Annotated in this window: 16 protein-coding genes and 4 pseudogenes; 9 read left to right on the forward strand and 11 right to left on the reverse strand. The window is 39.1% G+C overall.

The window, feature by feature from the left end; translation table 11 throughout:
• Positions 1–207: 207 nt before the first annotated feature.
• The 3 genes and pseudogenes from CWC30_RS19160 to CWC30_RS14390 form a co-directional block, all read right to left on the reverse strand.
• Positions 208–920, reverse strand: a pseudogene (locus CWC30_RS19160) (glutamine amidotransferase-related protein).
• A 71-nt stretch (positions 921–991) separates the two neighbouring features.
• The gene (locus tag CWC30_RS14385; RefSeq protein WP_138627436.1) at positions 992–1888 is read right to left on the reverse strand and encodes a spermidine synthase; all 897 of its coding nucleotides are present in this window, start codon (positions 1886–1888) and stop codon (positions 992–994) included.
• Entirely contained in the window at positions 1881–2501 is a 621-nt protein-coding gene (locus CWC30_RS14390) for a fused MFS/spermidine synthase (protein WP_138627437.1), read from the reverse strand. The genes CWC30_RS14385 and CWC30_RS14390 overlap by 8 nt, the downstream gene beginning before the upstream one ends.
• 160 nt (positions 2502–2661) lie before the next feature.
• Between CWC30_RS14390 and CWC30_RS14395 the strand changes: the two are divergent.
• A pseudogene (locus CWC30_RS14395) lies at positions 2662–3201 on the forward strand (TonB-dependent receptor plug domain-containing protein); the annotation flags it as partial.
• A 224-nt stretch (positions 3202–3425) separates the two neighbouring features.
• Positions 3426–4034, forward strand: a complete 609-nt coding sequence (locus tag CWC30_RS14400) for a hypothetical protein (RefSeq protein WP_138627438.1) — start codon at positions 3426–3428, stop codon at positions 4032–4034.
• Between the two features lie 291 nt (positions 4035–4325).
• On the opposite strand, the gene CWC30_RS14405 is transcribed toward CWC30_RS14400, so the two are convergent.
• The gene (locus CWC30_RS14405) at positions 4326–6407 is read right to left on the reverse strand and encodes a TonB-dependent hemoglobin/transferrin/lactoferrin family receptor (RefSeq protein ID WP_138627439.1); all 2082 of its coding nucleotides are present in this window, start codon (positions 6405–6407) and stop codon (positions 4326–4328) included.
• Positions 6408–6544: 137 nt separating this feature from the next.
• Between CWC30_RS14405 and CWC30_RS14410 the strand changes: the two genes are divergently transcribed.
• Genes CWC30_RS14410 through CWC30_RS14425 form a run of 4 tightly spaced genes read left to right on the forward strand, consistent with a single transcriptional unit; the run spans position 6545 to position 9904 of the window.
• Positions 6545–7354, forward strand: a complete 810-nt coding sequence (locus tag CWC30_RS14410) for a heme/hemin ABC transporter substrate-binding protein (RefSeq protein ID WP_138627440.1) — start codon at positions 6545–6547, stop codon at positions 7352–7354.
• A complete protein-coding gene (locus CWC30_RS14415; protein WP_024602445.1) occupies positions 7351–8403 on the forward strand; it encodes a FecCD family ABC transporter permease in 1053 nt (350 codons plus the stop codon). Before CWC30_RS14410 ends, CWC30_RS14415 begins: the two co-directional genes overlap by 4 nt.
• Positions 8400–9188 (forward strand): heme ABC transporter ATP-binding protein, encoded by a 789-nt coding sequence (locus CWC30_RS14420; protein WP_138627441.1) that lies wholly within the window; start codon positions 8400–8402, stop codon positions 9186–9188. Before CWC30_RS14415 ends, CWC30_RS14420 begins: the two co-directional genes overlap by 4 nt.
• Positions 9185–9904 carry a HugZ family pyridoxamine 5'-phosphate oxidase gene (locus CWC30_RS14425; RefSeq protein ID WP_138627442.1) on the forward strand — a complete coding sequence of 240 codons (720 nt, stop codon included), beginning with the start codon at positions 9185–9187 and terminating at the stop codon, positions 9902–9904. The genes CWC30_RS14420 and CWC30_RS14425 overlap by 4 nt, the downstream gene beginning before the upstream one ends.
• A 66-nt stretch (positions 9905–9970) precedes the next feature.
• Here the strand turns inward: CWC30_RS14425 and CWC30_RS14430 are convergent, their stop codons facing one another.
• The gene (locus CWC30_RS14430; RefSeq protein WP_249929881.1) at positions 9971–10951 is read right to left on the reverse strand and encodes a ChaN family lipoprotein; all 981 of its coding nucleotides are present in this window, start codon (positions 10949–10951) and stop codon (positions 9971–9973) included.
• 105 nt (positions 10952–11056) lie between these two features.
• Between CWC30_RS14430 and CWC30_RS14435 the strand changes: the two genes are divergently transcribed.
• Positions 11057–11476, forward strand: a complete 420-nt coding sequence (locus tag CWC30_RS14435) for a hypothetical protein (protein WP_138627444.1) — start codon at positions 11057–11059, stop codon at positions 11474–11476.
• A gap of 38 nt (positions 11477–11514) precedes the next feature.
• On the opposite strand, the pseudogene CWC30_RS14440 reads toward CWC30_RS14435, so the two are convergent.
• The 3 genes and pseudogenes from CWC30_RS14440 to CWC30_RS14450 form a co-directional block, all read right to left on the reverse strand.
• Positions 11515–11802: pseudogene (locus tag CWC30_RS14440) on the reverse strand (GNAT family N-acetyltransferase); the annotation flags it as partial.
• 204 nt (positions 11803–12006) lie between these two features.
• Positions 12007–12159: a hypothetical protein gene (locus tag CWC30_RS14445; protein ID WP_409418118.1), complete on the reverse strand. Its 153-nt coding sequence runs from the start codon at positions 12157–12159 to the stop codon at positions 12007–12009.
• A gap of 161 nt (positions 12160–12320) precedes the next feature.
• The gene (locus CWC30_RS14450) at positions 12321–12821 is read right to left on the reverse strand and encodes a lactoylglutathione lyase family protein (RefSeq protein ID WP_008130525.1); all 501 of its coding nucleotides are present in this window, start codon (positions 12819–12821) and stop codon (positions 12321–12323) included.
• Positions 12822–12925: 104 nt separating this feature from the next.
• On the opposite strand from CWC30_RS14450, the gene CWC30_RS14455 reads away from it, so the two are divergent.
• Positions 12926–13792: a LysR family transcriptional regulator gene (locus tag CWC30_RS14455; protein WP_138627445.1), complete on the forward strand. Its 867-nt coding sequence runs from the start codon at positions 12926–12928 to the stop codon at positions 13790–13792.
• A gap of 37 nt (positions 13793–13829) precedes the next feature.
• Here CWC30_RS14455 and CWC30_RS18865 read toward each other — a convergent pair whose 3' ends face one another.
• From CWC30_RS18865 to CWC30_RS14465, 3 genes are all read right to left on the reverse strand, one after another.
• The gene (locus CWC30_RS18865) at positions 13830–14324 is read right to left on the reverse strand and encodes a hypothetical protein (protein ID WP_249929882.1); all 495 of its coding nucleotides are present in this window, start codon (positions 14322–14324) and stop codon (positions 13830–13832) included.
• Between the two features lie 117 nt (positions 14325–14441).
• The gene (locus tag CWC30_RS18870; RefSeq protein WP_249929883.1) at positions 14442–14891 is read right to left on the reverse strand and encodes a heparan-alpha-glucosaminide N-acetyltransferase domain-containing protein; all 450 of its coding nucleotides are present in this window, start codon (positions 14889–14891) and stop codon (positions 14442–14444) included.
• Positions 14875–15225, reverse strand: coding sequence for a hypothetical protein (locus tag CWC30_RS14465; protein WP_249929884.1), 351 nt, complete (start codon positions 15223–15225; stop codon positions 14875–14877). The genes CWC30_RS18870 and CWC30_RS14465 overlap by 17 nt, the downstream gene beginning before the upstream one ends.
• 129 nt (positions 15226–15354) lie before the next feature.
• Here CWC30_RS14465 and CWC30_RS19260 point away from each other — a divergent pair.
• A pseudogene (locus CWC30_RS19260) lies at positions 15355–15505 on the forward strand (IS982 family transposase); the annotation flags it as partial.

The following is a 15505-nucleotide window of genomic DNA, read 5'->3' on the forward strand; positions in this document are numbered from 1 at the left end:
TTAACCTGAACTTTGGTTAAGAGATTTACTAACGTATTGAATCAAAATTGATATTTATGTTTATTTTCTCTAGCCAGTGATTTCCAGTGAAAACAAGGCGAAATTACGCGTCAATAGCTCGCCTATTGCAAGTAAATTCAACGTAGTTAGCGCTGTAAATAGCTGCTTGAGATAGATTTATTATCCAGAGTTCAGGTTAAATAAGTATTATTTTGATAAATAGTGCGCAGCAAGCTTTTCTAAGAAAGTATAAAGCTTATTGTTCATTTTACTATAGTCATGACTTAAGAGCTTTTCGGGCTGTTCAACAAAGCGGTAATTATGGGCATTGGTTAAATCATCGTTGGCAATGAGGAGGGTAACCACCTCGGTGGTCAATTCCATGTAGCATTGAAAACCAAAGACTAAATCGCTATAAGCGACTATTTGCCTTGGACAACCTTCGCTATTGGCAATAATACTGGCTGTAGTAGTCAGCCTGGCATATCGTTATGCCAATGCCCCACATTAAGCTCACTGCCAAAATGGCTAAATAACGGATGATTCAAACCTGCATCAGTGAGGGTAATCGCAAACTTACTAATTTCCTTTTCTGGACTAGGTTGATAAGCCGCGCCTAACGCTTCACCAATTAATTGCGACCCCAAACAAACGCCCAACTCTATTTTGTTTGCCGTGATCATGCTGGCAATAAAGGCTTGTTCTTTTTTGCTATCAAAATAGGCGCATTCTGCAAGCTATATAGCGGGCGATTGTGGCCCACCCATTACAATTAAAAAGTCTATATCATCAGCATGTTGCGGTAAGTGTTCAGCTTAATAAATACGGGTATAAGACAGCGTATGACTATTCATTTTAGCCCAAGCTTCATAAGCGCTTGGCGCTTCAAAATGTTCATGAATAATAAAGTGAATGTGCATTATCGCTTCCTTAAAATATTATCTTTTTAATAAGTAATGGCCACCGGATATAAGTGACCATGTAATAGCAATCAAAAATTAAGTAAATTAGCTGGAGAGTATTGATCTGTCAGCACCTTAGTATCACTTGGCCAATCTTTACCATCTTTAGTGAAAAACATACGCTGGCTAATTGCCTTTATATCTACGTCATAAGGAGCAAGTAACGGAGCTAGCTGCGTCACCCGCTGTGCTATTTGTTGCTCTGTAGGGATATTGCTATAACCAGCCAAAATAATACGATTACTGTTATTATTGGCTGTTACATTAATAAAATCGCCAAATACCGCATGATAGGTTGCCGACTCATGTTCATAGAGTTTACTTGATGAAAACGTGTTAGCAGCAACAATTCCGCCTTCGGCTAATACGCTTTTTATCTCTTCAAAAAACTCTTTTGTGAGTAAGTGCTCAGGAATGTAGTCGCCATTAAACGCATCCAAAATAATCCAATCAAATTGCTGTTTTTTAAGCGCCGCACGTTTAATAAAAATACGCCCGTCTTGCACTTTAGCAGTTACGTTATCGGTTTCTATAAAGTTAAAATAATCGCGCGCCACTTTAATTACCGCAGGGTCTATTTCAACATTTTCAATGTATGCCTTTGGGTATAGCTCATGAATCATATTAGAAAGCGTACCGCCACCTAAACCAATAATGAGCACTTTTTTAGGGTTATCAATCAGTAACAAACTAGAAAAAGCCAGCTTAGTGTAGTTAAACACGAGTTTTTTAGGGTCGCTAATGTACATGCAACTTTGGCTGCTTTGTCGAGTTTTTTCATCAAACTTTAAACAGCGTAAATCGCCAGTTTCTTCAACAAGTAGATTTCGATACAAGGAGCGCTCTTTATGCACAACATTAGCTGCACTGTATGATGAAAACAGTAGCGCCGTAATACAAACAAACAGGGATTTAAACTTAAGCATAAACGGCCTCTCGTACTTTAAGTTTGTCAAAGGTAATGGCAATTAGCCCAAGCGTGCCTAATACACCAGCAAAACCTAAAATAATCGCGTTAACATCAAACGCCAATACCATATAAAAAGAGGTTATAATGGTGCCCAGTGCGCTGCCTAAGGTACTTACAAAATAAAGCCCGCCAGCCACTTGGCCGCTGCGCTCACTGTTTGTAACCAGCAAACGTACGGAGTAGGGCGAGATCATGCCTAAAATAATGGTGGGTATAAAAAATAACGCGGTTGAGGCGAGTAACGAGCCATAGCGACTGTCTTCAATATGCGAAAAAATAAATGCCATAATTGGCTCAGCATACAAAGCAATGGGTAGTACCATAATACTGGCAACTAAAAAGATTAACCCATATTTGGTCAACGAAGGATGACGAATAGACAGCTTACCCCCCAGTAAATACCCAAATGATAAGCTAAGCATAAATACAGTAATAATACTGCCCCAGATATGTACACTACTGCCAAAGTAAGGCGCTAAAATGCGCCCACCTAATAGCTCTATTCCCATAATACTAAAGCCACTACTAAACGCTAAAAAGTAAATTAATGCATTTGTTTTTGTTAACATTATATTGTTCTTATTGTGTTATTTTTATCCATCTTAACGTGATAGCTGCATAGTCGCTAGTGTAAAAATTAGACGCATACATAGAGCGCAAAAAACATTTTGTTATAAAGTAACAAATGCTGTAGTTTAAGTTATAATATAACATTACCAAAAGCATTTTATGAAGTACTTATTAATTTACTTAGCCTGCTTAAGTGCAAGCGCACAAAGCATTGCCCAAAGTCAACCAATAGAGAAAATTGCGGTTACATATAAACAAGCTTACCGAGGCGATATTCCTCAAAAGCAAATGCCACAATCAATCGAAACCCTCGATAACGCGGTACTTGATCAAAAAGGAATAACTCAATTACAAGATGCGCTGTATTTTTCTGCCAGTATTTCACGTAAAAATAACAGTGGCGCGTTATGGGATAGCTTTTCGATTTGTGGATTATCGGGTAACGAAAACATGCCATCGGGTTACTTAATTAATGGTTTTAGCGGTGGACGCGGATTCAGCGGCCCTCGTGATGTATCAAACATTGAGTACATTGAAGTATTAAAAGGTCCAGGCTCCGCACTTTATGGCCGCTCAGAGCCCGGCGGTACAGTTAATATCGTGACCAAAAAACCTCAATTTGAGCAACAGGGTGAGCTAAAACTTAGCTTAGGTAGTGATAATTTTAACCGCGTTGAAGGTGACTATACAACCAGCATTTTTAACGTCTAGTTATTTATAGTTTTTCACCCAAAGCGTCTTAATGTAGTGGTTAAGGCGCTTTTTTTTGGATAATAAGTAGCTGCTTACCATCTTTAAAGATACTTTTACTTTTTTAGGTAGCTATCTTGTTTATAACATTTTAGGTACGCTGCATTTTAAATTATGTTATAAATATTACACTAAAATACAGCGACTCCGGTTAGATTAAAGGACAAAAATCAATGGATAAAAGCAGCAATAATGTCTCGTTAATTATCTTTCTTATTACGGCATGTTTATTGTTACCCTTTCTGGAGAGTATGCATGGTGGAGCGCTTTGGGGTTTAAATTGGCACTCTCCACGGCTTATGGATACATTAAGCCATAATTTACTTTATATAAAATTGGTGTTGGTAATTACAGGTTTAATATTACTGCTCGCCAAATCTGAAAAAATTAAAAGCATAATTAAAAATAAAATCGCTCAGTGGTTGTTCTTTATCATTCTTACATTAGTCGGTGTAATACAAATTCCTTTTTTGTGTTTAGGGATTTTATTCAATGGTTCTTCATTATCAACCCCTGATTATATTCATAAACAAAGCACGTTTACTGATCGTACTATTTATATTTACACCGCAGACCCTGGCGCGATGGGGAAAGCCTACCATTATGTGTATTTAAATTGCCCGCTAGCATTTGGCCGTTATGAGCTAAAACAAATTGCTAAACTCAATTGGATGCGCGAATACACTTTTTACATTGAAAAGAATAACCTAATAGTAATTAATAAAGATCCTGCTGGTTTAACGCATACTTTCGATATGAGTAACGTAACCTGTTCGAGCTAATACCTCCTTTTTATAATTAGCTTAGGTTTCTGGTGTTGAATACGCATGCCTTAAGTGCCTTTAGTAAACCAATATTGATTTAAGCGCACTCTTTTGAAAATGTATGAATAGTGTTATTGAAAGATATGAGCAGTACAAAGATCACGGGGCGTAAACCCCCTTTACACTATGGCGCAATACGCCGTGTTTTTAGTGCTTTATATACCAATCAGCTTAGACATAGAAAAATTCAATCCGTTAAATTATTCAGATATTTATACTGATTGGTATATACACAACTTTTAATATTAATTAAAACTGATAGCTTATCCGAGCCGAAACATTACGTCCTGGTTGGCTATATTGGCTAAAATCAGTGCCTTTGGATTGACCAGCAATAAGTTCAAACGGTACGTACTCTTTATCGAGTAGGTTAAGTAAACCTACATTCATTTGCCATGCTTGCCACTGATAATTTGCATATAAATCAACAACACCATAACCGTTACCTTGTGTTGTTTTATTACCATTAGTATCAAGTACTACATCAGACTGCGCCTTAGCTAAACGCCAAGCAGCGGTCCAATTAACATTGCCAAACTCAGTGCTTACCAATATAGAACCATTTAACGGGCTAATACTAGTGAGTGGCTGGTCAGAGTCTTTGTTTTCACCATCTACGTAAGCAACATTGGCCTCTAATAAAATATCGTCGGTAACATACATAGCAATACCAGCTTCTACACCGCTGATCTGGGTTTCGCTAATATTTTGGTATTGGTAAAATGTTTTATTTACATTAGGAATATAAGTTGGTTCAACACCCGCAATTGTTGTTTCGATAAAGTCATCATAGGCAGCATAAAAAGTACTTAGATTTACACTAATATCGCTACTAGCGTATCTTAATCCGATCTCAAATGAGTCACTGCTTTCAGGGTCTAAATCTGCGTTTGGTAATATTTGATAAAATGGCTCAACACCATGGCTTTGATAGGCTTGGTCGTGTGGCGGTATTTTAAAGCCTCGAACATATTGCCCATACCAAGATAAATTATCGTCTACCTGATAAATCACACCCAGCTTTGGTGAAAACGCAGATTCGGTAATATCATCAAGCTCGGTGTCAGCGTATAGCGCATCTTTTTTAGCTTCAAGTGCATAATAATCGTAACGAATACCCGCAACTAACGACCAATCAGTCTCATTAAATTTAATACTGTCTTGCATATATACACCAACTAAAGAAGTATCGGCGCCAGGAAATGCTTTTTGTTTTTCATTCGTAAAATCAACAGTACCATCATTTAATACACGGGTTTTTAAGCGTGGTCGTGTTGTATCATATAAATCAATATCGATTCCATAAACAAATTCATGCTCGGTATTTTCTCCTTTAATTTCCTTATTAAATACCGCTTTTAGGCCTAAAATATCTTGCTCAAACCCGTAGTCATTATAATCAATGTAATTTCTAGCCGCGCTTATTTGGTCACTTTGTTGCTCGTAACGACTATAGGATAGTTGCCCATACCATTTATCAAATATGGCTGTTGCCATATTTGAATCATAATCGAGTGCAAATGAGATATTTGTATCTTCGTCTTCGGTTTCTTGAATGGATGGAGTGATTACTTGCTCTGTCGTTTGGTTAAAGTAATCTAAGGTGTACTTAAGGGTTCGTTTTTCATCAAATTTTTGCTCAACTTTAAGTAGTAAAGCGTCCGAGCGGGCATCGTAACCTGGTAAATTTTCAACGTAATTTTGTACTTCTTCACTATCGCGATGGCTATAAACAGCGCTAATAGCAAAGTCACCTAAATCTTTTGCTGCTGTAATATCAGCAGCAACCTGATTGCTTTGGCCTTGGTAGCCTAACGCTACTTTTACCAAGCTTTGTTGATCCACTAAATAATCACTTGGATCTTTAGTTGTTATTACTACAATTCCCCCTAGTGCATCAGAACCATATAGCGATGATGCCGCCCCTTTTGCAACTTCAACTTGTTTAACACCAGCAACATCAAAGTAGTTTCGACCCACTAAATAACCGCCGCCGCCAGCGTAGCCATCATTTGTGCGTCTTCCATCTTTAATAAAAACAACTCTGTTGCCACCAACACCTCGAACAGTTAATGTTTGCGCGCCTGCGCCACTGCCAGTACTTGAGATACTTGGATCGTATTTAAACATAGTTTGTAAATCTACAGCGAGCTGACGCTCAATATCTTGTTCGGTAATAACCGTTACTGAGCCAGTCACATCTTCTAGCTTTTGTTCAAAACGAGAGCCACTAACCACAATATGATCGTCAATAACATTTTCGGCCAGTGCGCTACCAGAGCTAATTAACAAAGAGGCTAATGCTGTAAATTTAAAAGAAAAGGGATTCATCTCCACTCCAAGTGATAATAGTTATTATTTACTTTTAAATGGTACAACTAACCCAAAATAATATCAATTGATTATGATAATCATTTTCATTTAGATTAAAGTGGTTATAATACTAAAAAATAAAATCGGAGTTTGTTATGAAGTACCTAATTTTTTTTCTGGCTTTAGCCACTCAATCAGCACTCGCGAAAGACCGTGTGATCAGTGCTGGCGGCACATTAACTGAAATAATCTACGCACTAGAAAAACAAAATAGTTTAGTAGCGGTTGATCAATCAAGTATGTATCCGCAACAAGCAACACAGTTGCCACAGGTAGGTTACTATCGAGATCTAGCCGCTGAGGGAGTGCTTTCAATGCGCCCAACTACGTTACTTGCACTTGAAGGAGCAGGAAGAGAGCAGGCGCTAAAGCAAATAGAAGCAACCGGAGTGAAGGTTATTCACTATAAAAAGCCGACTTCTGTAAATGAACTACTTGAACTAATTAAGCACCTTGGTAGTGATTTAGATGCAAACCTAAAAGCTCAAAATCTGATTACTAAAATAAAAGCATCATTACCTAATAAAGTAAAAACACAGACCCACAACGCTTTGTTTTTACTTTCAGCTAATGAGCGTGGGCTCGTCGCAGCAGGGCAAGAAACGGTGCCCAACTTACTGTTTAACTATGCGGGCATTACCAATATAGCTGCTACGCATACAGGCTTTAAAGCAATTAACAGTGAAGTACTGGCTGTAAATCAGCCCGATTTTTTAGTGGCGCCAGCGCATGTTGTGCATAGCCTTGGTGGTAAAAAAGCCTTTTGTAAACAGCCTACACTTCGTTTATTAAAAGCAGCGCAAGAGTGTCAGTTACTGGTCATGGACAGTTTACTTTCACTGGGCATGTCGCCGCGTATTGCAACTGCGATTCAAGCATTGCATGAGTATAAAACACGCTTATGAGCACGTTAACTTTGAATCGTTTTAACGCCATAACACTCAGTAACCCGCATAAGTGGATGCTATTAAGTTATGGCTGCATTTTTGCTCTAGCATTACTTAGCATAGGCTATGGAGCGGCAGGATGGGATTGGCGCTTAGCGATTGCATGGCTAGCTCCTGAGCACTTTAGTCAATTTGATGCGCTACAAATTAATGTAGTTACACAAATACGTCTGCCTCGTTTTGTCCTTGCTGTGATGGTGGGTTTAGTACTTGCACAAACAGGGGCTGCAACCCAAGCGCTATGTCGTAACCCGCTTGCCGATCCCTCTATTATTGGTATAAGCGCAGGCGCTGCAATGGTCGCGGTTGCTTTTATTGCCCTTAGTGCACAATTTAATTTTAACGCCCAACACTACTTACCTTATGCCTCATTTTTGGGCGCTTTATCAGTAACGTCGCTGGTATATTTAGTCTCAAAACAACAAAAGCAAATTAATATCAATACGCTTATATTAGTCGGTGTCGCCATTAATGCATTGGCATTTGCTGTTATTGGGCTATTAAGTTTTTATGCCGATGACAGCGCACTTCGGTTAATTAACTATTGGACCATGGGCTCATTAGGCGGTGCGAGCTGGGATAATATAAAACAGGCGAGTCCTTTGCTTTTACTGAGCCTTATCGGGCTATGGCGATTAAAAGAGCCAATGAATTTACTTCTTATTGGTGAATCACAAGCCCAATACTTAGGCGTCGATACCAGCAAGCTTAAACTATACGTCATTATATTAGTTGCATTGGGCGTAGGTGCGGTGGTTGCGCTAACAGGTTTAATTGGCTTTGTTGGTTTAGTTGTCCCTCACATCGCACGCCTCATGGTTGGCCCACACTTACGAAATATGCTGCCACTTTGTATGCTTTTAGGTGTGATTGTGTTGCTACTTTCAGATTGGTTAGCACGCTTGGTGGTTATGCCTGCGGAGCTGCCGATAGGCATTATAACGGCGTTACTTGGCGCTCCACTATTTATATATTTAATCATTAAAAATAAGCGAGATTGGTCATGATCACGTTTAACAACCTCAATATAGGCTTTAACACGCATCGTGTTTTAGAGGATATTAGCGGCAATATCCAAGCAGGACAACTTGTCGCACTGATAGGCGAAAATGGCGCAGGTAAATCGACCTTACTGCATACTTTGGCAGGCATGCATCCCTTTGAGGGAGATATACTATTTAATACCCAGCCTTTGCATTCATTTTCTAAAGAGCAATTAGCTAGCAAGCGAGCTGTAATGATGCAAAGTAACCATGTTGGCTTTGATTTTAGTGTATTTGAACTCATTGCTATGGGTCGCTATCCCTATACAGAGTCTCTTAAAACACAAGCCAATAAAGTGCAAAAATATGCCTCACTTATGGATTTAACCCATTACCTAACACGTCGAATGAGTGCGCTTTCAGGCGGCGAACAACAGCGTGTTCATATGGCGCGCACATTAGCCCAGTTAGATGCTTTTACTGCGCAAACTGAGCCTAAATTAATGTTACTCGATGAGCCAACATCAGCGCTAGATATGCGTCATCAACATACTTTACTTAGCTGTGTTAGAACCTTTGTAAAGCAAGGAAACAGCGCCATTATTGCTATACACGATCTTAATTTAGCAAGCCTTTATGCAACCAACGCTATTTTATTACACAACCAAAAAGTGCTGCAAAGCGGGTCTATAAATACCGTTTTAACAGCACAAAACTTACAACAAATGTACGCCATGAAATTGCACGTTAACCCTCATCCTTATAACGATGCGCCCATGGTTTTTTCTCAACGTCAGGAGTTTTTATGAGAGAACAAGCATTAAACGACGCACGTACGCTCGTTTTTAAAACCCATGCCGGCGTAATGTCGACCATTTCAAATAATTTACGCGGCTATCCGTTTGGCTCTGTTACACCTTACATGGGTGACGAACAAGGTCGCATCTACTTTTTTATTAGTGACATAGCTCAGCACACCAAAAATTTAAAACAGGACTCACGCATGAGTCTAACTATTTTTGATGCCGCCGATTATGGCGATCAAAACGAACATGGGCGAGTAACACTCGTAGGTGATGGCTCTATTGTGGCAAAAGAGCAAAGCGAAGTGCTACTTGATAAATATATAGCTTTGTACCCTGAGGCTGCAAGCTATCGCAATGCGCATGATTTTCAGCTTTGGCAATTAGATGTAGTGCGGGTGCGTTATATTGGCGGTTTTGGAAAAATATTTTGGCTTGAGCAAAACGAGTGGCAAGCTCAGCCTAAAAAGTGGGATGAAAGCCAGCAGCAAAGCATGATCACTCATATGAATGAAGATCATCAAGATGCTATGTCGCTGATATTAATGCAGCACTATAACGTAGCCGATAACACCCCAATAATGAGCGGCCTACTACCCACAGGCTTTTATATACAAAGCCACAAGCGTAATTACTTTATTAATTTTGCGAACGAGTGCGATAGCCCATTAGAGATACGTAAAGCGCTGGTTGAGCTAACCAACCAAGCTCGAAGTAAATAAACTAAATACATGACGACATAGTTAACCTGAGCCCTGTTTAAGAAATTCACTAACTATGTCGTTATTTTATAAGCAGGCTGTTTGCTCGCCTCGTTTAGCTAACGCTTTAAATGCAGCTTGTTGATGTGCTTTTTGCACATAGCGAGCAGGCAAAGCGTTAACTTCTAATTGATAACCACTTTGCTCAGATTGTACTTTTGATACTGGCGATATCCATACAATATTAAGCTCTGGGGCAATTCGCTTAATTACCCGCGCTATGCCTTCACCATTTCTCACATGAAAGTCACCGGCTAAATGTATAACCTGCGTGCCCTTATTTTGACTAATATAGTTAACGATAGACTCAACCATGGTTTCGTCCCAAGTAACTTGCGCGGCGTATAGTTTTTCGTTTTTACTCGCCGTTCCATGATGCATGGATTGCATAAAGCGTTCTTTATAAAGGCTTGGAGAAATATCTATCTCTTTTGCAATAAAACTGCGCTGCTGTGCGTCGAGCTTATTAATATAATTAATACCTTGGCGACCAATACAGGTAACAATATGCTTAGGCGCATTTGCAGCTATTACATCGCTATTTTGCATCTTCGCCAATTCCACTAACGCACGATAATCACTCTTATAATTAGCCCAAGCCTTAGTGTTATCAATTAGGTATTGTTCGCCAATTTTACTCTCAAGATAAAGGTTTAGTGTTTGCTGATCAGCGCGGCTAAATTGCTCAAGCGATAGAGCAATAGGCTTATTTTGCGTGCTTAATTGCTGAAATAGCTCAGCTTGAAATAAGTGCACACCGGGGTGTGTATGCCACTCACCGACTAAAATAACATCGGCATTCAAAAGCGTGGACTCTGACAATATTGAATTAACTCGCTGGCCATTTGCGTTATAAAGCCCGTAATTATACAAGGATGAACTTTGAGATACTGATACTGTGTTTATACTGCAGCCTGATAATCCACTGAATAAAACAAGTGCTAAAAATGGGTTTTTCATATCGGTTTTTATAAAAATAAGAATCAAAACAATGAAGTTAGTATACACAACAAACTGCTTCAAACCCATAAATGCAAATAAAAACAATTATCATTTGATGTTTTGGAGTTTCTGTTTTACAGTCTTAAAAAATATACAGATATGGAACGTACCATGGCCTTACCTTTTTTATGTGCTCGACACAAACAACATGTTTTATGTCAACCAGAACAAGCAATTATAGATATTCAAAACGCGCAGCTAAGTGGCGAAGCGCTGTTTAAACGATACCAATTTGCACAAGCATTGCCGTACTTGGGGTGTGCACTTGAAAGTGCGTCCTTGTTAGCTCAAATGTATAATTGTGCAAACAAACAGCAAGTAGTACAAATTACCTCACTTACAGAGCGCCTTTATTCCACACTTCACTTTTTAGGCGAACAAATTGCTGCGCACAATGCACTCATACAATCTATTAATCTGCTAAACGAGATATTGTATAGCGATGATGAATATCATGACTTAGCGCTTTCATGCATTACACAGCTAAAAAAATTAGCACTGCAACATCCTCCACACCTTACTAAGCACTAATTTTTATGGCAATAAGCAACGCGCTAAACAAAATTGGGTTAACTTTTTATATTAATAATGGCTAACATATCTTCTTCGTCTTCATCTAGGCCAACTTCTTCAAACCCAAAACTAGAATAAAAATCCTTAGCAACAGGGTTTTGCGGGTTATAACAAATCTCGATTTGTTCAAGCTTAGAAGTCGTTTTAATCTCTGCAATTGCCATGAATAATGCTTGGCGGCCAATACCTTTATTTTGATGATGTTTATCTACCATAAAACGCCAAATAGAAACCTTTGTAGGGGTTTCTTGCACCCATATAAAAAAGCCTACAGGCTTATTATTTTTGCTAAATAACCTGAACTCTGGTTAAGGGATTTACTAACGTATTGAGTCAAAATTGATATTTATGCTTATTCTCTCTAGCCAGAGATTTTCAGTGAAAATAAGGCGAAATTACGCGTCAATAGCTAGCCTATTGCAAGTAAATTCAACGAAGTTAGCGCTGAAAATAGCTGCTTGAGATAGATTTATTATCCAGAGTTCAGGTTAATTCGCTTTACAGGTATGCCCAACATTATAATGAGACTCAACAAGCGACCACATATTACACGCTACGTATTCTTGTTGCGCTTTGGTAACGTCTAAATCGCATACCTCTTCGTAATTAGCAGAGGTGACATCTTCCAATGAAATGTTCATTATTGTCCTTAATTTAAAACATGAAGTTATAAGTAGTTTTGTTTTATCACGTTATCAGCACTAATACATCTAGGCAATGTATTCTTTTAGGAACGAAAGGGCCGCAGTAATAAATACTGCGGCCTTTTTGTTTATAGTTAAACTTTTTAAACGAGCTAAGTTTAGTAAGCGCCTGCGCTGTATATAAGCTCGTAGCTGTGGCTGTAAATCTCAAGGATGTTACCAAATGGGTCTTCCATGTAGATCATGCGGTACGGCTTTTCGCCAGGGTAATAGTAACGTGGCTCTGGCATACGCTTTTTACCACCTGCAGCAACAATACGATCCGCTAAGCCTTCAACATCTGGGTCTTGTACACAGAAATGAAAGATACCGGTTTTCCAGTATTCAAAATTGTCTTTAGGGTTTTCTTGGTCTTTAAATTCAAAAATTTCTACCCCAATACGGTCGCCTGTTGAAAGGTGCGCTATTTTAAATTTTTCCCAATTTGGACCAAATACATCGGTACACATTTCGCCAATTGGGCTGTTGTCTTCAGTGATCACGGTAGGCTCCATTATGGTGTACCAGCCCATCACCTTAGTGTAAAACTCTACGGCTTTTTCAACATCCGGTACTGAAATACCAATGTGCGAAAAACTACGTGGATATGTATGACTCATAATAAATACTCCTACTTAACTATGTTTAGTTGATGGAATTAGTTTACGAACCGACCAACATTAAGTAAAATTATCATTAATCATCATTTTGAGTATGTTTTGTAATGATAAATCCTACATGGTTAAACACGTTTTGTACTTTAGTTGAGGTAAACCATTTTACCCAAACCGCCGAGCGCCTTTATATGACCCAGTCAGGCGTAAGCCAACATATAAAAAAGTTAGAGCAGCAAGTAGATTGCGCCTTGCTTGAGCGCCACGGTAAACAATTTACCCTTACCGTTCAGGGTCAAAATTTATATCAGCAGGGTAGTCAGTTACTCAAAGAATGGCAGTTTTTAGAGCAGCAATTAAAAGATGATTCACCTTGCAGCGGTTTAGTTAAAATACAATCGCCAGGCAGTTGCGGGCTGCAGTTTTACAATCAACTATTAGCATTGCAAGTAGAGCACAAGGAGCTAATTATAGATTACCGCTTTGCTCCAAATACCAGTGTAGAGCAAGCTGTGGCAAACCACAGCGCCGATATTGGCTTTTTAACTCAAGCGCCTACCCTTAGCGAAGTTACTAGCCATAAAATAGGCCAAGAACCTTTACTATTGGTAACACCGGCCGCAATAAAAAATCCAACATGGAGCGCATTAAATGAACTGGGTTTTATTAGCCACCCCGATGCAAAACACCACGCGCAGCTTTTACTTAGCGAAAACTACAGTGAGTTTGAGCATGTTGATCAAATTAAGCGCACGGGGTTTTCTAACCAAATAAGTTTAATACTAGAGCCGGTAAGTTTAGGGCTCGGTTTTACGGTTTTACCCGCACACGCAGTAAGTGCTTTTAATAAACCTGCGCTTATTAAAACGCATCATTTAACCAAACCAATTAGCGAAAATATTTATGTGTGCCATCACCGAAATAGGCCGTTAGCAAAGCGTATGCATAGCGTTATTGACGCAATAAAAGCAAGCTAGGGCACCCAAATCAGCGTCCGTAAAGCCCCTTTACAGTTTATGCTGCACGTTTAGATTTTTGCTTAAAACCAAGTAGGGTTAACTTAGTTTGCAAATACATTTTGTGTATTGCAAAAGTGAGTAAACTCATAAGCGCCATTAGGCACAAGGTTGGCACAAGCGACTGCGTATGATAACCAAACACACCCATAAACCAGCAAATAAGCACCCACTGAATAACATACAAAGCGGTAACATGTTTACTGGCATATAAAAGAGCACGTGTAATAGGGCCATTATATTTATCAGCAAAAATATACTGTATAGCCGCTAGGGCACATAAATTTAAGCCAATTAAATAGCTAATACCGCCGCCATTTAAATTGAAAAATTTGCCAAACTGACCTTTAAAATCAATGGCTAACCATATGCCGCCAATAACTAGTAAAGCAGCACCAAGTTGTGCACATACTTTATATAAGTACTCGGCACATTGGTGGTTACTAAGGTATAAACGACCAAATACATACCCCGTTAATATCGCACTTATCAAAAGAAATACCGGAAAATACACCTGATAGTTATTAGCAAAAAAACAAATCGCTAAAATAAGGTGAAAGCGTAAATTGCAGCCGCCTTACAAACTGGCTCAAAACTGCAATTGCAATGGCTAAACCCGCAATCCATGTTGTTTTTCAACGGTCAATATTAAGCACACCAAACAGCAATAAGCTAACTCCAGCCAGTTGTAAAATAATTGTAACCGCCCAGCACTGAGCGGACTTTGCCAGCCATACGCATTTATAAACGCCTCAGGCATGGTATTAAATACTTCAATAGGCAGCCAGGACTTGGCCGCATTCATTAAATAAGCAAGCAGTAAAAGCTGTATGCCACGCTTAATTAATAGCAAGGGTGTTTGCCTGCGCGAAAGCGCCATAAATAACCCCATTGCCACCAAAAACGAGGCGGTGCCTTTGCCAAGTATATGTACAACCGTACCAAATGCGCTTTCACTTTGAAGCGTAGTGGAGGCATACATCCATAAGCTATGCACAATAATCATAATGAAAACGCTCGCACCACGCGCAAGATCAATCGTTTTAAAACGTTGGTTCATTGGTATTAATGTCTTTTTTAGGGCAGGTTTGGCATTTGCTATAACAGGCTAAATAATAGCGGCAACAGGCTAAACGCTGGTTTTTTTCAGTAAATGGCGCATCAAGATTTAAGTGTTCACAAATAACGGTGTGCAGCTGACGATGGCAATTGTTGATATGTAAAGTAGTAGCAAGGGCTAAACTATGAGCTCGATCAATGGCGCTACTTAATGAATCGAGTAATAACCGTGCTTGTTCTTTTTTATCCAGCGCGTAGTCGGTATTTATCCATTCACCAACTTGGCTTATAAAATGAGTAAACGCTTTGGTTTGCTCAGTTTTACTTACTAACACGTCGTTATTCAGATTAAACCCACGACAAGAAGCGTAAATAACCTGAGCTGCACATAAGAAATGGAACTAAATGCCCTTGCGGTGATCAGATCTTTCGACCAAGAAACATAAGATTACCGAGGCAAGGGCATGAATAACTTAGATGCAATTTACCTAGGTGTCGATGATTTTTGTTTATTGTTTGAACCTCAATGGCTTAAACACCTAATAGAGTCAGGTGAAAAGCAAAGCATTAAGCCATCTCGACTATCCTCTAGCGAAGTGATGACTATATTAAATG

Origin of the sequence: Pseudoalteromonas sp. S4741 (assembly GCF_005886135.1) — a bacterium.
Lineage (GTDB): Bacteria > Pseudomonadota > Gammaproteobacteria > Enterobacterales > Alteromonadaceae > Pseudoalteromonas > Pseudoalteromonas tetraodonis.